Genomic DNA, 14,357 nt, shown 5'->3' on the forward strand with positions numbered 1-14,357 from the left:
TAAATAATCAAGTTTTTTTAGATTATAAGAATAATAACTTAAATTTTGCATATTATATAAATACAAGGTTATCAACGTATTAAAGCTATTTAATATAAAATTTAACATAAATCAAAATATTATTTTTTAATATGTTGATAGTTCCTTTTTTATACTGGAGATCCAAAAGATCTCCAGTTTTAAATTGACTATAAACAAAAAACTGAATATATCTTCTATAGATTAAATAATTTTCCCTAAAACCCTCTAATTACCTCGAATACTTTCTTGTATATTGTATAAACTTTAACTGTAAGCAGTAAATAATACTATAAAAAGGAGTGAATATTATGTCATATAGTAACAAACCAGTAGTTCCAGAAGCTAAGGAAAAATTAAATCAATTTAAAATGGAATCAGCATCAGAAGTAGGTGTAAACCTAAAACAAGGTTACAATGGTGACTTAACAGCAAGAGAAGCTGGATCAATAGGTGGAAACATGGTTAAAAAAATGGTAGAAGCTTATGAACAGGGACTAAAATAACATCACAAATATTATCTAATTAAGCATTATATGAAAATGAGTATGATTTTTACACAAAAAATCATACTCATTTTTAGTTAATTTCTTATTTAATTTTTCTTCTTTATAGAATAGCTGTTGTCATTTACAGATTGAACCTTAAATTTATCATTTTCATATATGATTTTAGATATACTAGAGTTATCCATATCTCGTACATTAAAACTTTTATCTAAATAATCAATTATAAGTCTAAGTATTCCCCCATGTATTACTACAAGTACGTTTCCACCATTATCTTTAGAATTCTCTATAGATATTTCTTTTAAAGATTTCATCACTCTTTTTAATACCTTATCATAGGATTCAGCTTGTCCTGTTTCATCTAGTGCAGCACATGAATTACAATATTCTTTTTGAAAATTATATTTTTTCTCTGCCTCTTCAATTGACCTTACATTAAGGTAATTAAGAATATCATTAAATAACACACTTTCAAATTCACCTTCATATTTTCCAAAACATACTTCTCTTAATCCTTCAAGTTCTTTCAACTTTAGATTATGACTTAACTTATTTTCTTTTATAACAATTGTTCCAGTTTTTATAGCTCTACCTAAATCACTGCTATAGGCAGCTTTAAACTTAACATTTCTAAGTCCAAACCCTGTATTTACAGCTGTTTCTATTCCTTCCTTTGTAAGTACTCCATCACACCAGCCTTGGACTCTATTTGCTCTATTTAATATAGTTTCACCATGCCTCATTAAATATAAGACAACTCTTCCGCTATTTTTACTATTCATTTTATCCTCCATAATTATATTTTTGAAGCCTACACTTTTTATAATTATAGCTTATTTTAAAATACATTTCATCATAATGAATTTATAGATTCATTTACTTTTTAAGATAGTTCAAAGGCTCCTGTATATAATTGATAGTATTTACCTCTTTGTTTAATTAAATCTTCATGACTTCCTCTCTCAATAATTCTTCCATTATCTAACACCATAATTACATTTGAATTTTTAACTGTAGAAAGTCTATGGGCAATGACAAATACAGTTCTCCCCTTCATAAGTTTATCCATGCCATCTTGAACAATACTTTCTGTTCTCGTATCAATACTAGATGTAGCTTCATCAAGTATTAAAACTGGAGGATCCGCAATCGCTGCTCTTGCAATAGTTAAAAGCTGTTTTTGTCCCTGTGATAAATTTCTTCCATCACCAGTTATAACCGTATTATATCCATTAGGTAGATGTCTTATAAATCCATCTGCATTAACAAGCTTTGCAGCTTTAACTACTTCTTCATCAGTTGCATCTAACTTTCCATATCTAATATTATCTGCAACTGTTCCTGTAAATAAGTGTGGATCTTGCAGAACAATTCCAAGAGATCTCCTTAAATCATGTTTCTTAATCTTATTAATATCTATTCCATCATATCGTATTTTACCATCTTTAATATCATAAAAGCGATTAATTAAATTAGTAATAGTAGTTTTTCCTGCACCTGTAGCACCTACAAAAGCTATTTTTTGTCCTTGCTTTGCATAGAGCTTTATATTATGCAATATAACTTTTTCATCATCATATCCAAAATTCACATCGTCAAAAACAACTTCACCACAAAGCTTTGCATAATTTACGCTTCCATCTTTTCCTTGAATTTTCCATGCCCAAGTTCCAGTGTGTTTTTCAGTTTCTATTAATTCACCTTTTTCATTTTCTTTTGCATTCACTAGAGATACATATCCTTCGTCTGTTTCAGATTTTTCATCAAGAAGTTTAAATATACGCTGAGCTCCTGCTAGTGCCATAATAATAAAATTAAGTTGCTGAGAGCTTTGGTTGACTGTTGTGCTAAAAATTCTAGTCAATTGTAAAAATGCTGCAATTCCTCCAAGAGTAAATCCTCCAAATCCATAAATAGCAAGAATAGATCCAAATATAGCAACAAGTACATAATTTTGATATCCTATATTACCCATAACCGGCATTAAAATATTTGCATATTTATTGGCACTATTTGCACTTTTATAGAGCTCATCATTTAATTTATCAAAACTAATTTTTGCTTCTTCTTCGTGACAAAATACTTTAACAACCTTTTGCCCATTTATCATCTCTTCTATATAACCATTTACCTTACCTAGATTCTGTTGCTGAAGTCTAAAATATTTTCCGCTCTTTGCACTTATACTTTTGACAACTTTAAACATCAAAATTATAATTATAACTTCAATCATAGCAAGTGGCCAACTTAAATATATCATTGAAATAAAAGTACCCAATACAGTAATAATTGCAACTGTCATTTGAGGCATACTCTGATTAATCATCTGTCTTAAAGTATCTGTATCATTTGTATAAAGGCTCATTAAATCCCCATGTGAGTGTGTATCAAAGAATTTAATAGGCAAACTTTCCATATGGCTAAACATGTCATCTCTTATTTTTTTAAGTGTCCCTTGAGAAATCACAATCATAATACGACTATACACATATGTTGCTAAGACTCCTAAATAATAGATTACCGCCATAATAGTTATCATTTTAAGCAATGGTCCAAAATTTCTTCCATTCATATTTAGAAGTGGAGTTATATAATCATCAATTAAATTTCTCAATAGAACTGTCCCAATTACATTTGCAAGAGAGCTTATAATTATACTAAATAGTACAATAAAAAATAAAAATTTATATCTTTTAAATATATAAGCTAATATTCTTTTTAAAGTTTTTAAAGAACCTTTACTTGGCTTTACATATCCAACATGTCTTCCTGGCCCTTTAGGCTTATGAATATTGTTTTTACTCATTATTCTTATCTCCTTTCGTCTGAGATTCATAAACATCACGATATATACTATTAGATTTTATTAACTCTTCATGAGTTCCAATTCCATCTATTTTACCATCATCTAATACAATGATTCTATCTGAATCCTGTACTGAAGAAATGCGCTGTGCAATAATAATTTTCGTAGTATTAGGTATATTTTCTTTAAATGCTCTTCTAATAAGTGCATCAGTTTTGGTATCCACTGCACTTGTAGAATCATCTAAAATCAATATTTTAGGTTTTTTAAGAAGTGCTCTTGCAATACAAAGTCTCTGTTTTTGTCCACCGGATATATTAGTACCATCTTCTTCAATAAAAGTATCATATTTATCTGGTAATTTTTCTATAAATTCATGAGCCTGAGCTTGTCTGCATGCAGCAATTATATCCTCATCAGTTGCATTTTTATTTCCCCATCTTAAATTTTCTTTTATTGTTCCTGAAAACAATACATTTTTCTGAAGAACCATGGAAACTTCATTTCTTAAAGTTTCTATATCATACTTTCTAACATCAACGCCTCCAACTTTAACACTTCCAGAAGTAACATCATACAATCTTGGAATCAACTGAACTAAAGTTGACTTAGCACTACCTGTACCACCAATAATACCTATTGTTTCACCAGAATTAATTTTAATATTTATATTTTCTAAAACTAGATTGTCTTTATTTTTGCTATATTTGAAATCCACATTGTTAAATGATATAGATCCATCTTTTACTTCATAAATTGGATTTTTAGGATTTACAAGATCACTTTTTTCATTTAGAACTTCAACAATTCTTTCAGCAGAAGATTTAGACATAATCATCATTACAAAAACCATAGAAATCATCATAAGGCTCATCATTATATTAGCTGTATATGTAAACAAAGTCATAAGCTCTCCAGTTGTCATTGATTTTGCAACAATCATTTTTGCTCCAAGCCAAGATATAAGCAAAATACAAGTATAAACTGAAAACTGCATAGCAGGAGCATTAATTATTATTAATTTTTGAGCTTTTACAAAATAATTATATAAGACTTGAGAAGCTCTATAAAATTTACTAGTTTCATGCTCTTCTCTAACATAGGCCTTTACAGTTCTTATAGATGTCAAATTTTCCTGTACGCTTGCATTTAAATCATCATATTTTTTAAAAACTTCCATAAAATAAGGGTGTGCTTTTGTCATTATGATATATAAAACTATTCCAAGAAAAATTATTGAACTTAAAAATACTAGAGCCAATCTTGAATTTATATAAAAAGTTATTGTCATAGCAAATATAAGCATAAATGGTGCTCTTACAAGAACTTTTATCATCATTTGAAATGCGTTTTGTATATTTGTTATATCTGTAGTTAGCCTAGTTATAAGTCCAGCTGTAGAATACTTATCTATATTTGAAAAAGAAAAATTTTGTATATTATAATACATTTCTCTTCTTAAATTTCTGGCAAGTCCCGTGGAAGCCCTAGCTGAATATTTTCCAGACATCACTCCACATGTAAGAGATATAAAGGATACTATAAGCATCATAACTCCTACAATACATACATATTTTATATTTCCCTTTTCAACTCCATTGTCAATAATCATTGCCATAAGCATTGGGATTATTGTTTCCATAATTGCTTCAAGAGCAACATACACTGGAGTAATAATAGTATCTTTTTTAAATTCCCCTATATATTCTAATAGCCTTTTTATCATAGTAAATCAACCTCCTCTTGTTAGATTTCTAACTATAATATTAAAAATATATTTAATCTTGAATCTTCTTAGATAATCTATTAATCAAATTAATAAGTGTATAAAATTCACTATCACTTAATTCATCCCTTAAACTACGTTCAATTTTAAGTATAGAGTCATATACTTTTTTTTCAGCTTCCAATCCTTCTTTGGTAAGCACTATCTTTTTAAGTCTTCCATCTTCGCATACTCGTACTCTCTTTATCAATTTCTTTTTTTCCATAAGTTGAAGTACACTAGTTACTGAAGAACGTCTAATATTAAGTTCCTCTTCTATATCTTTTTGAAATATATCTTTTGTATAGGATTCTCTGCGTATAAATCCAAGTATTCTCGATTGCACACTTGTCATTCCATATTTAGAAGCTTTTTTTCCTATTTTCCTGTTTATCATATTTGAAAAAGTCATTATTAATTTGCCTATATGTATATCTTCATCCATAAGTATCCTCCATTATATTTGTTAGATTCCTAACTAATTATAGTCACTAAAATTATTGTTGTCAATACACGCCTAAAAAGACTATGAAGGAAAATTAAAAAATATTCCTTCATAGTCTTTTTCATTTATCATTAAACTCTATCTATATTATATCCACTTTGATTTAGAGATTTAACTATTGATTCTATATGCTCATATCCATTTGTTTCTACTGTTACCTCTAAAACCACATGCTTCAATCTATCCACAGCTTTAAATTGATTGTGATCCAATTTTATTACATTAGCTCCTTTTTCTGCTAATATCTTAGATATCTTGAGAAGTTCTCCTGGAGTATCTTTTAACTTAACTGAAAAGCAGAATATTCTTCCTCTTGAAAATAGACCGTTATTTAAAAGTGATGACATTGTAACAACATCTATATTTCCACCACTTATTAAAGAAACCACTTTTTTACCTTTAAAATTCAATCTCTTTAAAGCAGCAAGTGACATAACTCCTGTTGGCTCTGCCACAAGCTTATGCTTTTCTAGAACAACAAATACAGTTTCCATAAGTTCTTTATCACTTACTGTAACTATTTCATCTACATAATTTTTTATAACTTCAAACGTAAGATCTCCAGGTTGTTTAACAGCTGCTCCATCTGCAATAGTATCCACTTTATCTGCATATGTAAGTTTTCCCGTATCGAAGGAAACTTTCATAGGATCTGCTCCTTCTGCTTGGACACCTATTACTTTTATATTAGGATTTATAGATTTAGCGGCTACAGATATTCCACTTATTAATCCGCCACCACCTATAGGAACTATTATGGCATCTACATCTTTAAGTTCTTCTATTATTTCAAGTGCTATAGTTCCCTGACCTGCCATTACATCTACATCATTAAATGGATGAACAAAAGTATATCCATTTTCTCTTTCAAGTCTTTTAGCTTCTTCGTAAGCTTCATCATAGACTTTTCCCTTAAGCACTATATTTGCCCCATATTTCTTAGTAGATTGAACTTTTATAAATGGTGTAGTTTCAGGCATAACTATTGTGGCATTAATTCCAAGCTTTTTAGCAGAATATGCAACACCTTGAGCATGATTTCCTGCAGAAGATGCTATAAGCCCCTTTTCTTTTTGTTCTTTACTTAATTTACTTATTTTATTTAATGCCCCTCTTAATTTAAAAGCTCCAGTAATCTGAAGATTTTCTGGTTTTATATATACTTCATTACCACTTTCTTCACTGAATTCATTACTATATATTAATTTTGTCTTCACACATATTCCATTTATTCTTTTTGCGGCATACAATACATCATCTAATGTTAAATTCACATTCAAGCTTTAACCCCCCCTAGTTTTTCATTTTCTTTCTCCAAGGACATATCTTCACTTACCTTTGGCTTAAGTGTCAGCATTACAGCCCCTGCAATTACTAAAGATATAGCCAAATACATATATGCAGCACTATAAGATCCTGTGGCAGTTTTAATAAAACCAACTAGATATGGTCCAGTGAATCCTCCTAAATTTCCTACAGAGTTTATAAGACCAGTTGCACCTGCAGCTGCTGGACCAGACAAAAATGATACAGGAACTGACCACCATACTCCCATTCCTATATATACACCAACAGCAGTAATACATGTAAATATAAAACTAATTATAGGATTGGATACGAGAGTCCCAAAAGCCATTCCAATTGCTCCAATAAAAAGTGGAATAGCTATATGCCATTTTCTTTCTCCAGTTTTCGATGCAGAATTTCCATTAAATATAAATCCAATAAGTGCTGCAGACATTGGTATTATAATTAAAAAGCTTACACTTGAATTGCTGAGTCCTGATATTGATTTAAGCACTGTTGGAAGCCAGAAACCAAATCCCCAAAATCCTGTAACCCACATAAAATATATAAAACATAATTTAAGTACTGTTTTATCACTGAGTGCTTGCCATAATGTATATTTCTTTATTGAATTTTTAATTTCAATTTCCTTTTCGTACTCCTCTTTCATCTTTTTCTTTTCTTCTTCAGTAAGCCAGTTTACATCTTCAGGTGAATCTTTAAGCCAAAATATAAGTATAATTCCAAATATAAATGCCAAAGCTCCTTCTAAAATAAATAACATCTGCCATCCTTTAAGTCCAAAAGCTGTTATCCCCAATATAACACCTGCTAGAGGAGATCCTATAATACTTGAAACCAGCATAGATGTAAGCAATATTGAAAGTGCCTTAGGTCTATCCTTTGCATTAAACCATCTAGGAACAATGGCAGAATAACAAACTGGATAAAAACTTGCTTCTGCAGCTCCTACTAAAAAACGAACAATATAAAACTGAAGTTCTGTATGAACAAATCCCATCATGCTTGTAACTATACCCCAAGTGATCATAATTCTAACAACCCATTTACTTGGACTATGTTTTTCTGCAAACACAGTTCCAGGTACTTCAAACACCACATATCCAAAAAATAAAATACCTGCCCCCATTCCAAATACCTGAGCACTAAATCCCAGATCTTCATTCATAGTCAAAGCTGCATAAGATATATTAAGTCTATCAATGTAAGCTAGCATTGATCCTATAAACAAAGGTAAAATAACATTTAAATACTTTCTTTTAGTAACACTACTTGTAGTCATAATTTTAAAGCCCCCTTATTATTTCTACATAACCATGTTATTATATTTCAAATAGCCCAACTTTTTTTAATATTCTAACATTATGCTACCCTCCTTTTACAATGTAGATATTTAAATGAATAAAAAAATCTTTCATCCTTATAGACACATTTTAATATGTTTATAAGGACGAAAGATTTTATCTTCGCGGTACCACCTTATTTGTAATATTAGTAAATAACTAATATTACCCCTCAATCAGGTCAACTTTAAATAAAAATTTAATGTAAACCCTAACCATGTATCGCTGGTATACGTCCTTGTTTACTCGGTATAAATACCTTTCTACTTGGAAACTCCGGAGTGATTTCCATATTAGGTTAACACCAATTTTCACCAAACATTGGCTCTCTTAAGTTAACACACTAAATATTTCTTTCTCCTTCACAGTTTATATTATTTGATATGTGAATAAGTATATTATTTTTTTTATAAGTTGTCAATCATTTTTTGGAAAGAAATTTTAATAAAATATACAATTATGTATGGGTTTATTAATATTATATTTTTCAATATATAAAAAATTCATTTTTACGGGGATTTGATAGTTTTTTTGAAAGATTTTCTGCAAATATATTGTATTCCTCCGTATTCACATTTTTAGCATTTATAGGACAATTTCGAATGCATCTAAAACATGAAATACACTTATCTGCATCTATCTTACTACAATCATCTATATCTATTGCTCCCTGTGGGCACTGTTTTGCACACAAGCCACAATTTGTACACTTTTTATCTGTACTAGGTGTAAATCTTCCACCACTTCCACCTTCTTCACCATGAATATAAGGCCTATTTCCAGGTAAATTAATAACTGTTCTATCACCTGATTGTAATTTTTTCAACACTTTTCCTCCAAAATTTTCATCTTCTACTATATCATTGGAATTTGGACGTCCTACTTGAATTTTTCCATAAGTATGCTCTCCAATCAAAGCCGCTCCAGCAATTGGTATAAAGCCCTTGGCTGTAACAATATCTGCTAACTCTAGCAGTGCATCATCATAATGTCTATTTCCATATGTAACTGTTACTATACAAGGAGTTTGATTTCCCTTTATATTTTTCAATCTTTTCTTCACACCTTTAAAAATTCTTCCTGCATACACTGGTGCCCCAAATACTACAACTTCGTCTATTCCAAATTCTCTTTCATAGCTATTACCTTCAATTGTGATATCGATTTCATCTACATAATTTCCTAATACCCTTGCTATAGCACAAGTTCCTCTTTTTGATGTTCCAGTAGGTGAAAAATATATTGCTGTTGTTTTCATATTTTACTTCATCCTTCCATTGTTAATCTTTGATTACTCATACCTCTATAAATTATACTACAACAACCAGTTTAATTTTCATAGTAAAAGATAAGACTAAATTTACTCTTTCTAAATCATATTTACATACTTATATCAATTTATGTTAATCATAATCTTAAAATACACTTTATATTTTGGAGGATATAAATTATGAATTACGACAAAGCTGAAATTTTAAATATTTTAAAGGACCTTCTTTTTATATCAAGCCCTACAGGACATACTGAATCTATATTGAGGCATATTGAAAATTCACTTAAAGAAATGAATATTTCATATAAAAACACAACTAAAGGAGGCCTTATTGTATCCTTTCCTGGAAAAAATAATACCTATCAAAGAACATTTACATCTCATGTAGATACATTAGGTGCAATGGTAAAAGATATAAAAGACAACGGTACTCTTTCTCTATTGCCTATTGGAACTTATATGATGTCAACTCTTGAGGATGAAAATTGTACAATTGAAACTTCAAATGGGAAAAGTTATTCAGCTACTATTCATACTACAAAACCTTCTGTACACATAAGTGGAAATTCCGCTAATGACCTTAAAAGAACTCCTGAAAATATGGAAATAATTTTAGATGAAAAGGTATTTTGTAAAAATGATGTTGAATCTCTTGGCATTTCTGTAGGGGATTACATATTAATAGACCCTCGAACTCTAATTACTAAAAAAGAGTTTATTAAAAGCAGATATCTAGATGACAAAGCTGGAGTATCTGCTGTTATATATACAATTAAATATCTTCATAAAAACAATATAAAGCTCCCTTATACAACTAATTTTTATATTAGTACTTATGAAGAAGTCGGTCATGGATCTAGTGCTGCTCTTCCTGAAAAAACTAAAGAATTGATATCAATTGATATGGGAACTGTAGGATGCGGTCAAACCTCATCGGAGTATGCTGTAAGCATTTGTGCCAAAGATTCATCTGGACCTTATGACTATAGCATTAGAAAAAAATTAATAGAAACATGCAAAGAAAATAATATTCCATACAAAGTAGATATATATCCCTATTATACTTCAGATGCTTCTGCTGCATTGTGTGCTGGTTGGGATGTAAAAGCAGCCCTTATAGGTCCTGGAGTTTTTGCATCTCATGCCTACGAAAGAACCCACATTGATGCTATACTGGCAACAATTGATCTTATAATAAAATATGCCAGCAAAGCATAGGTATAGTTTAACCTATATTCTGCTGGTATTCTATAATTCTGATTTTTCCATGTGAGAAGCATACCACCTGCTAAGTATTACTTTCAAGGAAGCTGCCATAGGTACAGCTATAAGCATTCCTATGAGCCCTCCTACATTTCCACCTGCAATAATTGCAATCATAGTAAAAACTGGGTGCAGTCCTACACTATCCCCTACAATTTTAGGAGCAAGCAAATTGTTGTCAATTTGTTGAACTACAGTCATTCCAACAATTGCCCATATTGCCATAATAGGCTTTCCACTTAAAAGTGCCATAATTACTGCAAGAACTGTGCCTACAAAAGGACCTACATATGGTATCATATTACAAATGCCTGCAATAATTCCTATAATAAGTGAATAGTCTATTCCTATAAAGTAAAGTACAACAGCGGATAAAAAACCTACCATAGATGCTTCTAAAAATTGTCCTCTTATATATTTATAAAATGTAACATTCATAATATTTAATATTTCTGTTAATTTACTTCCTGTTTTGCTGTCACGAAATATGAGTCTAAATATCTTATTCCACAGATCCTTAAAATACTCAAAATCCTGTATCAAGTAAATACTCAGAACCAATGCTATTACAAACAAAGCTATATTGCTGACTATATCTACAAATGAACTCATCATCTTTCCTATACTTGCAGAGAAATATGTCTGCACATAACTTACAATTTGAGCAATTTTATCATTTAATTCTCTAGGTATTGAAGTATTAACGGTTTTTAACCTCTCACTTATAGAATTAACTGATAGGGTTGAATCTTTTAAATAATCACTTAAATATAAAGCTATATTTGTTATACTTGTATTATCGGAAAGTTTTCCACCTATCATAATATATATTCCAATTATAACAGCTACAATAATTGATATTACAAACATGTATATTATAAAAATTCCCAGGGCCCTTCTATGAGATGCCTTTTTTATAAGTTTTTTTCTGTTCAAGAAATTTTCTATGCCACTGACACCTGGTCTGAGCAAATATACAATTATAAGTGCAATAAGCAGAGGCTTTACTAGAGTAATAATTTTTTCTAGAAAATTCCAAAGTAAAGTAAAGATACTGCCTATATTATTCAAAAGTAGTATAGCAATATAAGTTAAAATTACTGTAATTCCTGCGTACATACAATAACTAAATAATTTCTTATCTATTTTCATTATAAATTTTTATCTCCATAGTTAACTTTATTAAGCTTTAATTTTTGCTTAATACTACTTTATCATTTTTTTATATCTTTAGCCAGTATCTTTACTATATATTAATGATGAAACAATCTTAAATTTGAAAATGCCATTACCATATTATAATCATTACAAGCCTCTATTACATCATCATCTCTTATAGATCCTCCTGGCTGTGAAATATACTCTACTCCACTTTTAGCTGCTCTATCTATATTGTCTCTAAATGGGAAAAATGCATCAGATGCAAGAGAAACACCTTTTAATTTTGAAAGCCATTCTATTTTTTCTTCATCTGTAAGCTTTCTTGGAATTTCAGTAAATACTTCATTCCAAGTGCGAGTTTCCTCCTCTGTTACATCACTTCTAAGATACTGATCTATAGCATTATCTCTTTCAGCTTTTTTAAGTCCATCTTTAAATGGAAGTGCTAAAACTGAAGGATGCTGTCTTAAAAACCATATATCTGCTTTTGATCCAGCAAGTCTAGTACAGTGAATTCTTGATTGCTGTCCTGCACCAACTCCAATTACCTGTCCATCAAGTGCAAAACATACAGAATTTGATTGAGTGTATTTAAGTGTGATCATAGCTATTAATAGATCTCTTTTTGCATCTTCAGGTAGATCTTTTCTGTCTGTCACTATATTTCTTAGAAGTTCATCTGTTATAACTGCATCATTTCTTTTCTGCTCAAAAGTTATTCCAAATATATTTCTCTTCTCTATTTTTTCTGGTTCATAATCCTTGTCTATCTTTATTATGCAATAATTTCCTTTTTTCTTTTTCTTTAAAACTTCAAGAGCATCTTTGCTGTAAGATGGTGCAATTATTCCATCTGAAACACTGCTTTTAAGTACCATAGCCGTAGATAAATCCACTTCATCACTTATTGCAGCAAAATCTCCATAAGAAGACATTCTATCTGCACCTCTTGCCCTGCAATATGCAGTAGCTGCTGGAGAAAGTTCTAAATCTTCAACTGCATAAGCTTTCTTTAATACATAATTTAAAGGTGTTGCAACTGCAGCTCCAGCTGGACTTACATGTTTAAAAGAAGCTGCACTTATAAGTCCAGTTGCATTTTTTAATTCTTTTACAAGTTGCCATGAATTAAGTGCATCCATTAAATTTATGTAGCCTGGCCTTCCATTTAGAACTTCAAATGGAAGTTTTCCTTTTTCAACATAAACTCTTGCAGGTTTTTGATGTGGATTACACCCGTACTTTAATATAAGTTCCCCATTTTCCATTTACAATCACTCCTCTTTTAATTTAAACTTAAAAAAGCCTGGGTAAATAATTAAATTACCCAGGCGGTCGATACAACTTCTATTCAATCATGTTCCCTATGGTATATTCCATTTCCGCCAGTTACATGATTGTTTACTTTTTTATTAAATTATATTATATAGAAAGTACTATGTCAAACTAAACTTAAAGCAATAAAATTTCACTATAAATTTACTGGCATAAACATATTTATATAAGTAGTTACAATTGCTAATATTGCAACTAATCCAAAGTACAACAAAGCATATGTTATTTTCGTTGAAATTTCAACATCATAATAGTTGACTTTACCACTTTTACTATTTTTAAAGTACTTGTAAACTTCCGATATTCCAAGTATCAAAATAAGAATTAATATAGGATTGAGAAACTTTATAACACAAATAGCCAAAATAGGTATTCCCACAAGCCACAACTTTGGCGAAATAATCTTAACTACTCTACCTCCATCTAACGGATTTACAGGTACAAGATTAAATAAATTCAAAAGAAAACTACTATATAAAAGTGCCAAAAAAACATTACTTCCTGTTAAAAAATATATAGGTATGCAAAGCAAAGTTGCTAGTGTCCCAAAAGCTGGGCCTGCAAATGCCATAAATGCCTCGTCTTCTACAGTTTTGGGATTTTTCTTCATAGATATAACAGCACCAACAAATGGAATAAATACCGGAGCAGAAACAGGCAAGTTTATTCTTTCAGCTGCTATATAGTGTCCCATTTCATGAGCAAATATTAGAGTAATAAACCCTATACCAAAAACCCATCCATATATTTTAGCATATATAAAAATAGCAATTAACATTGTTCCTAGTGTAGCTGTAAATTTACCTAATTTTAAAAACACCAATAGAAATTTTAATTTTAAAAATATAAATTTAAACTTAAGTATGAATGCAAATAATGTGCCTAAAATTCCAATTAGGCCCTTCTTTTTTTTTTCTTTTTTAAGTGGCTGTAACTTTGGTGATAGATTTTTCAATACTTGTTCACTAAATCCTTCTCGATAGAATACACTTCCTTCAGATATTTCTGAATAAACTTTATATTTTATTTTACTCTTCATATCTTTCATCCTTTATCATAATAAAAATAAAT

12 protein-coding genes, 1 riboswitch and 1 other annotated feature are annotated in these 14,357 nt (G+C 30.1%); of the genes, 2 read left to right on the forward strand and 10 right to left on the reverse strand.

Going from position 1 to position 14,357, the window contains the following annotated elements:
* The first annotated feature begins 329 nt into the window (after window positions 1–329).
* Window positions 330–524, forward strand: a complete 195-nt coding sequence (locus tag H2684_RS07575; RefSeq protein ID WP_182088804.1) for an alpha/beta-type small acid-soluble spore protein — start codon at window positions 330–332, stop codon at window positions 522–524.
* A gap of 89 nt (window positions 525–613) precedes the next feature.
* Here H2684_RS07575 and H2684_RS07580 read toward each other — a convergent pair whose 3' ends face one another.
* The 7 genes from H2684_RS07580 to H2684_RS07610 form a co-directional block, all read right to left on the reverse strand.
* Window positions 614–1,309 carry a histidine phosphatase family protein gene (locus tag H2684_RS07580; RefSeq protein WP_182088805.1) on the reverse strand — a complete coding sequence of 232 codons (696 nt, stop codon included), beginning with the start codon at window positions 1,307–1,309 and terminating at the stop codon, window positions 614–616.
* A gap of 101 nt (window positions 1,310–1,410) precedes the next feature.
* A complete protein-coding gene (locus tag H2684_RS07585) occupies window positions 1,411–3,333 on the reverse strand; it encodes an ABC transporter ATP-binding protein (RefSeq protein WP_182088806.1) in 1,923 nt (640 codons plus the stop codon).
* Window positions 3,326–5,059 (reverse strand): ABC transporter ATP-binding protein, encoded by a 1,734-nt coding sequence (locus tag H2684_RS07590; protein ID WP_182088807.1) that lies wholly within the window; start codon window positions 5,057–5,059, stop codon window positions 3,326–3,328. The genes H2684_RS07585 and H2684_RS07590 overlap by 8 nt, the downstream gene beginning before the upstream one ends.
* Window positions 5,060–5,111: 52 nt before the next feature.
* Window positions 5,112–5,543 carry a MarR family transcriptional regulator gene (locus tag H2684_RS07595; RefSeq protein ID WP_182088808.1) on the reverse strand — a complete coding sequence of 144 codons (432 nt, stop codon included), beginning with the start codon at window positions 5,541–5,543 and terminating at the stop codon, window positions 5,112–5,114.
* A gap of 131 nt (window positions 5,544–5,674) precedes the next feature.
* Window positions 5,675–6,883, reverse strand: a complete 1,209-nt coding sequence (gene ilvA, locus H2684_RS07600; protein WP_182088809.1) for a threonine ammonia-lyase — start codon at window positions 6,881–6,883, stop codon at window positions 5,675–5,677.
* On the reverse strand, window positions 6,880–8,193 hold the full coding sequence (locus H2684_RS07605) for an MFS transporter (protein ID WP_182088810.1): 1,314 nt from the start codon (window positions 8,191–8,193) through the stop codon (window positions 6,880–6,882). The genes ilvA and H2684_RS07605 overlap by 4 nt, the downstream gene beginning before the upstream one ends.
* A 161-nt stretch (window positions 8,194–8,354) precedes the next feature.
* Window positions 8,355–8,629: a binding site (T-box leader), on the reverse strand.
* Between the two features lie 112 nt (window positions 8,630–8,741).
* Window positions 8,742–9,512 (reverse strand): 4Fe-4S binding protein, encoded by a 771-nt coding sequence (locus H2684_RS07610; protein ID WP_207719416.1) that lies wholly within the window; start codon window positions 9,510–9,512, stop codon window positions 8,742–8,744.
* A gap of 192 nt (window positions 9,513–9,704) precedes the next feature.
* Here H2684_RS07610 and H2684_RS07615 point away from each other — a divergent pair, with 192 nt between their 5' ends.
* On the forward strand, window positions 9,705–10,745 hold the full coding sequence (locus H2684_RS07615) for a M42 family metallopeptidase (RefSeq protein WP_182088811.1): 1,041 nt from the start codon (window positions 9,705–9,707) through the stop codon (window positions 10,743–10,745).
* Between the two features lie 30 nt (window positions 10,746–10,775).
* Here the strand turns inward: H2684_RS07615 and H2684_RS07620 are convergent, their stop codons facing one another.
* The 3 genes from H2684_RS07620 to H2684_RS07630 all read right to left on the reverse strand — a co-directional run bounded on the left by H2684_RS07620 (window position 10,776) and on the right by H2684_RS07630 (window position 14,325).
* Complete coding sequence (locus tag H2684_RS07620) at window positions 10,776–11,942, reverse strand: AI-2E family transporter (protein ID WP_182088812.1); 1,167 nt, start codon at window positions 11,940–11,942, stop codon at window positions 10,776–10,778.
* Between the two features lie 101 nt (window positions 11,943–12,043).
* Window positions 12,044–13,219: a phosphoribosylaminoimidazolecarboxamide formyltransferase gene (locus tag H2684_RS07625; RefSeq protein ID WP_182088813.1), complete on the reverse strand. Its 1,176-nt coding sequence runs from the start codon at window positions 13,217–13,219 to the stop codon at window positions 12,044–12,046.
* 50 nt (window positions 13,220–13,269) lie between these two features.
* Window positions 13,270–13,354, reverse strand: a riboswitch (ZMP/ZTP riboswitch).
* A 68-nt stretch (window positions 13,355–13,422) separates the two neighbouring features.
* Window positions 13,423–14,325, reverse strand: a complete 903-nt coding sequence (locus H2684_RS07630) for a site-2 protease family protein (RefSeq protein WP_243159297.1) — start codon at window positions 14,323–14,325, stop codon at window positions 13,423–13,425.
* Window positions 14,326–14,357: the final 32 nt, after the last annotated feature.

Source organism: Clostridium sp. cel8 (genome assembly GCF_014050525.1).
Taxonomy (GTDB): Bacteria; Bacillota; Clostridia; order Clostridiales; family Clostridiaceae; genus Clostridium_B.

Bases quoted from the DNA above. Each gene is read 5' to 3' on its own strand.
- H2684_RS07595 (WP_182088808.1), bottom strand. From the start codon at position 5,543: ATGGATGAAGATATACATATAGGCAAATTAATAATGACTTTTTCAAAT.
- H2684_RS07585 (WP_182088806.1), bottom strand. From the start codon at position 3,333: ATGAGTAAAAACAATATTCATAAGCCTAAAGGGCCAGGAAGACATGTT.
- H2684_RS07610 (WP_207719416.1), bottom strand. From the start codon at position 9,512: ATGAAAACAACAGCAATATATTTTTCACCTACTGGAACATCAAAAAGA.
- H2684_RS07605 (WP_182088810.1), bottom strand. From the start codon at position 8,193: ATGACTACAAGTAGTGTTACTAAAAGAAAGTATTTAAATGTTATTTTA.
- H2684_RS07625 (WP_182088813.1), bottom strand. From the start codon at position 13,219: ATGGAAAATGGGGAACTTATATTAAAGTACGGGTGTAATCCACATCAA.
- H2684_RS07630 (WP_243159297.1), bottom strand. From the start codon at position 14,325: ATGAAGAGTAAAATAAAATATAAAGTTTATTCAGAAATATCTGAAGGA.
- H2684_RS07590 (WP_182088807.1), bottom strand. From the start codon at position 5,059: ATGATAAAAAGGCTATTAGAATATATAGGGGAATTTAAAAAAGATACT.
- H2684_RS07620 (WP_182088812.1), bottom strand. From the start codon at position 11,942: ATGAAAATAGATAAGAAATTATTTAGTTATTGTATGTACGCAGGAATT.
- H2684_RS07580 (WP_182088805.1), bottom strand. From the start codon at position 1,309: ATGAATAGTAAAAATAGCGGAAGAGTTGTCTTATATTTAATGAGGCAT.
- H2684_RS07615 (WP_182088811.1), top strand. From the start codon at position 9,705: ATGAATTACGACAAAGCTGAAATTTTAAATATTTTAAAGGACCTTCTT.
- H2684_RS07575 (WP_182088804.1), top strand. From the start codon at position 330: ATGTCATATAGTAACAAACCAGTAGTTCCAGAAGCTAAGGAAAAATTA.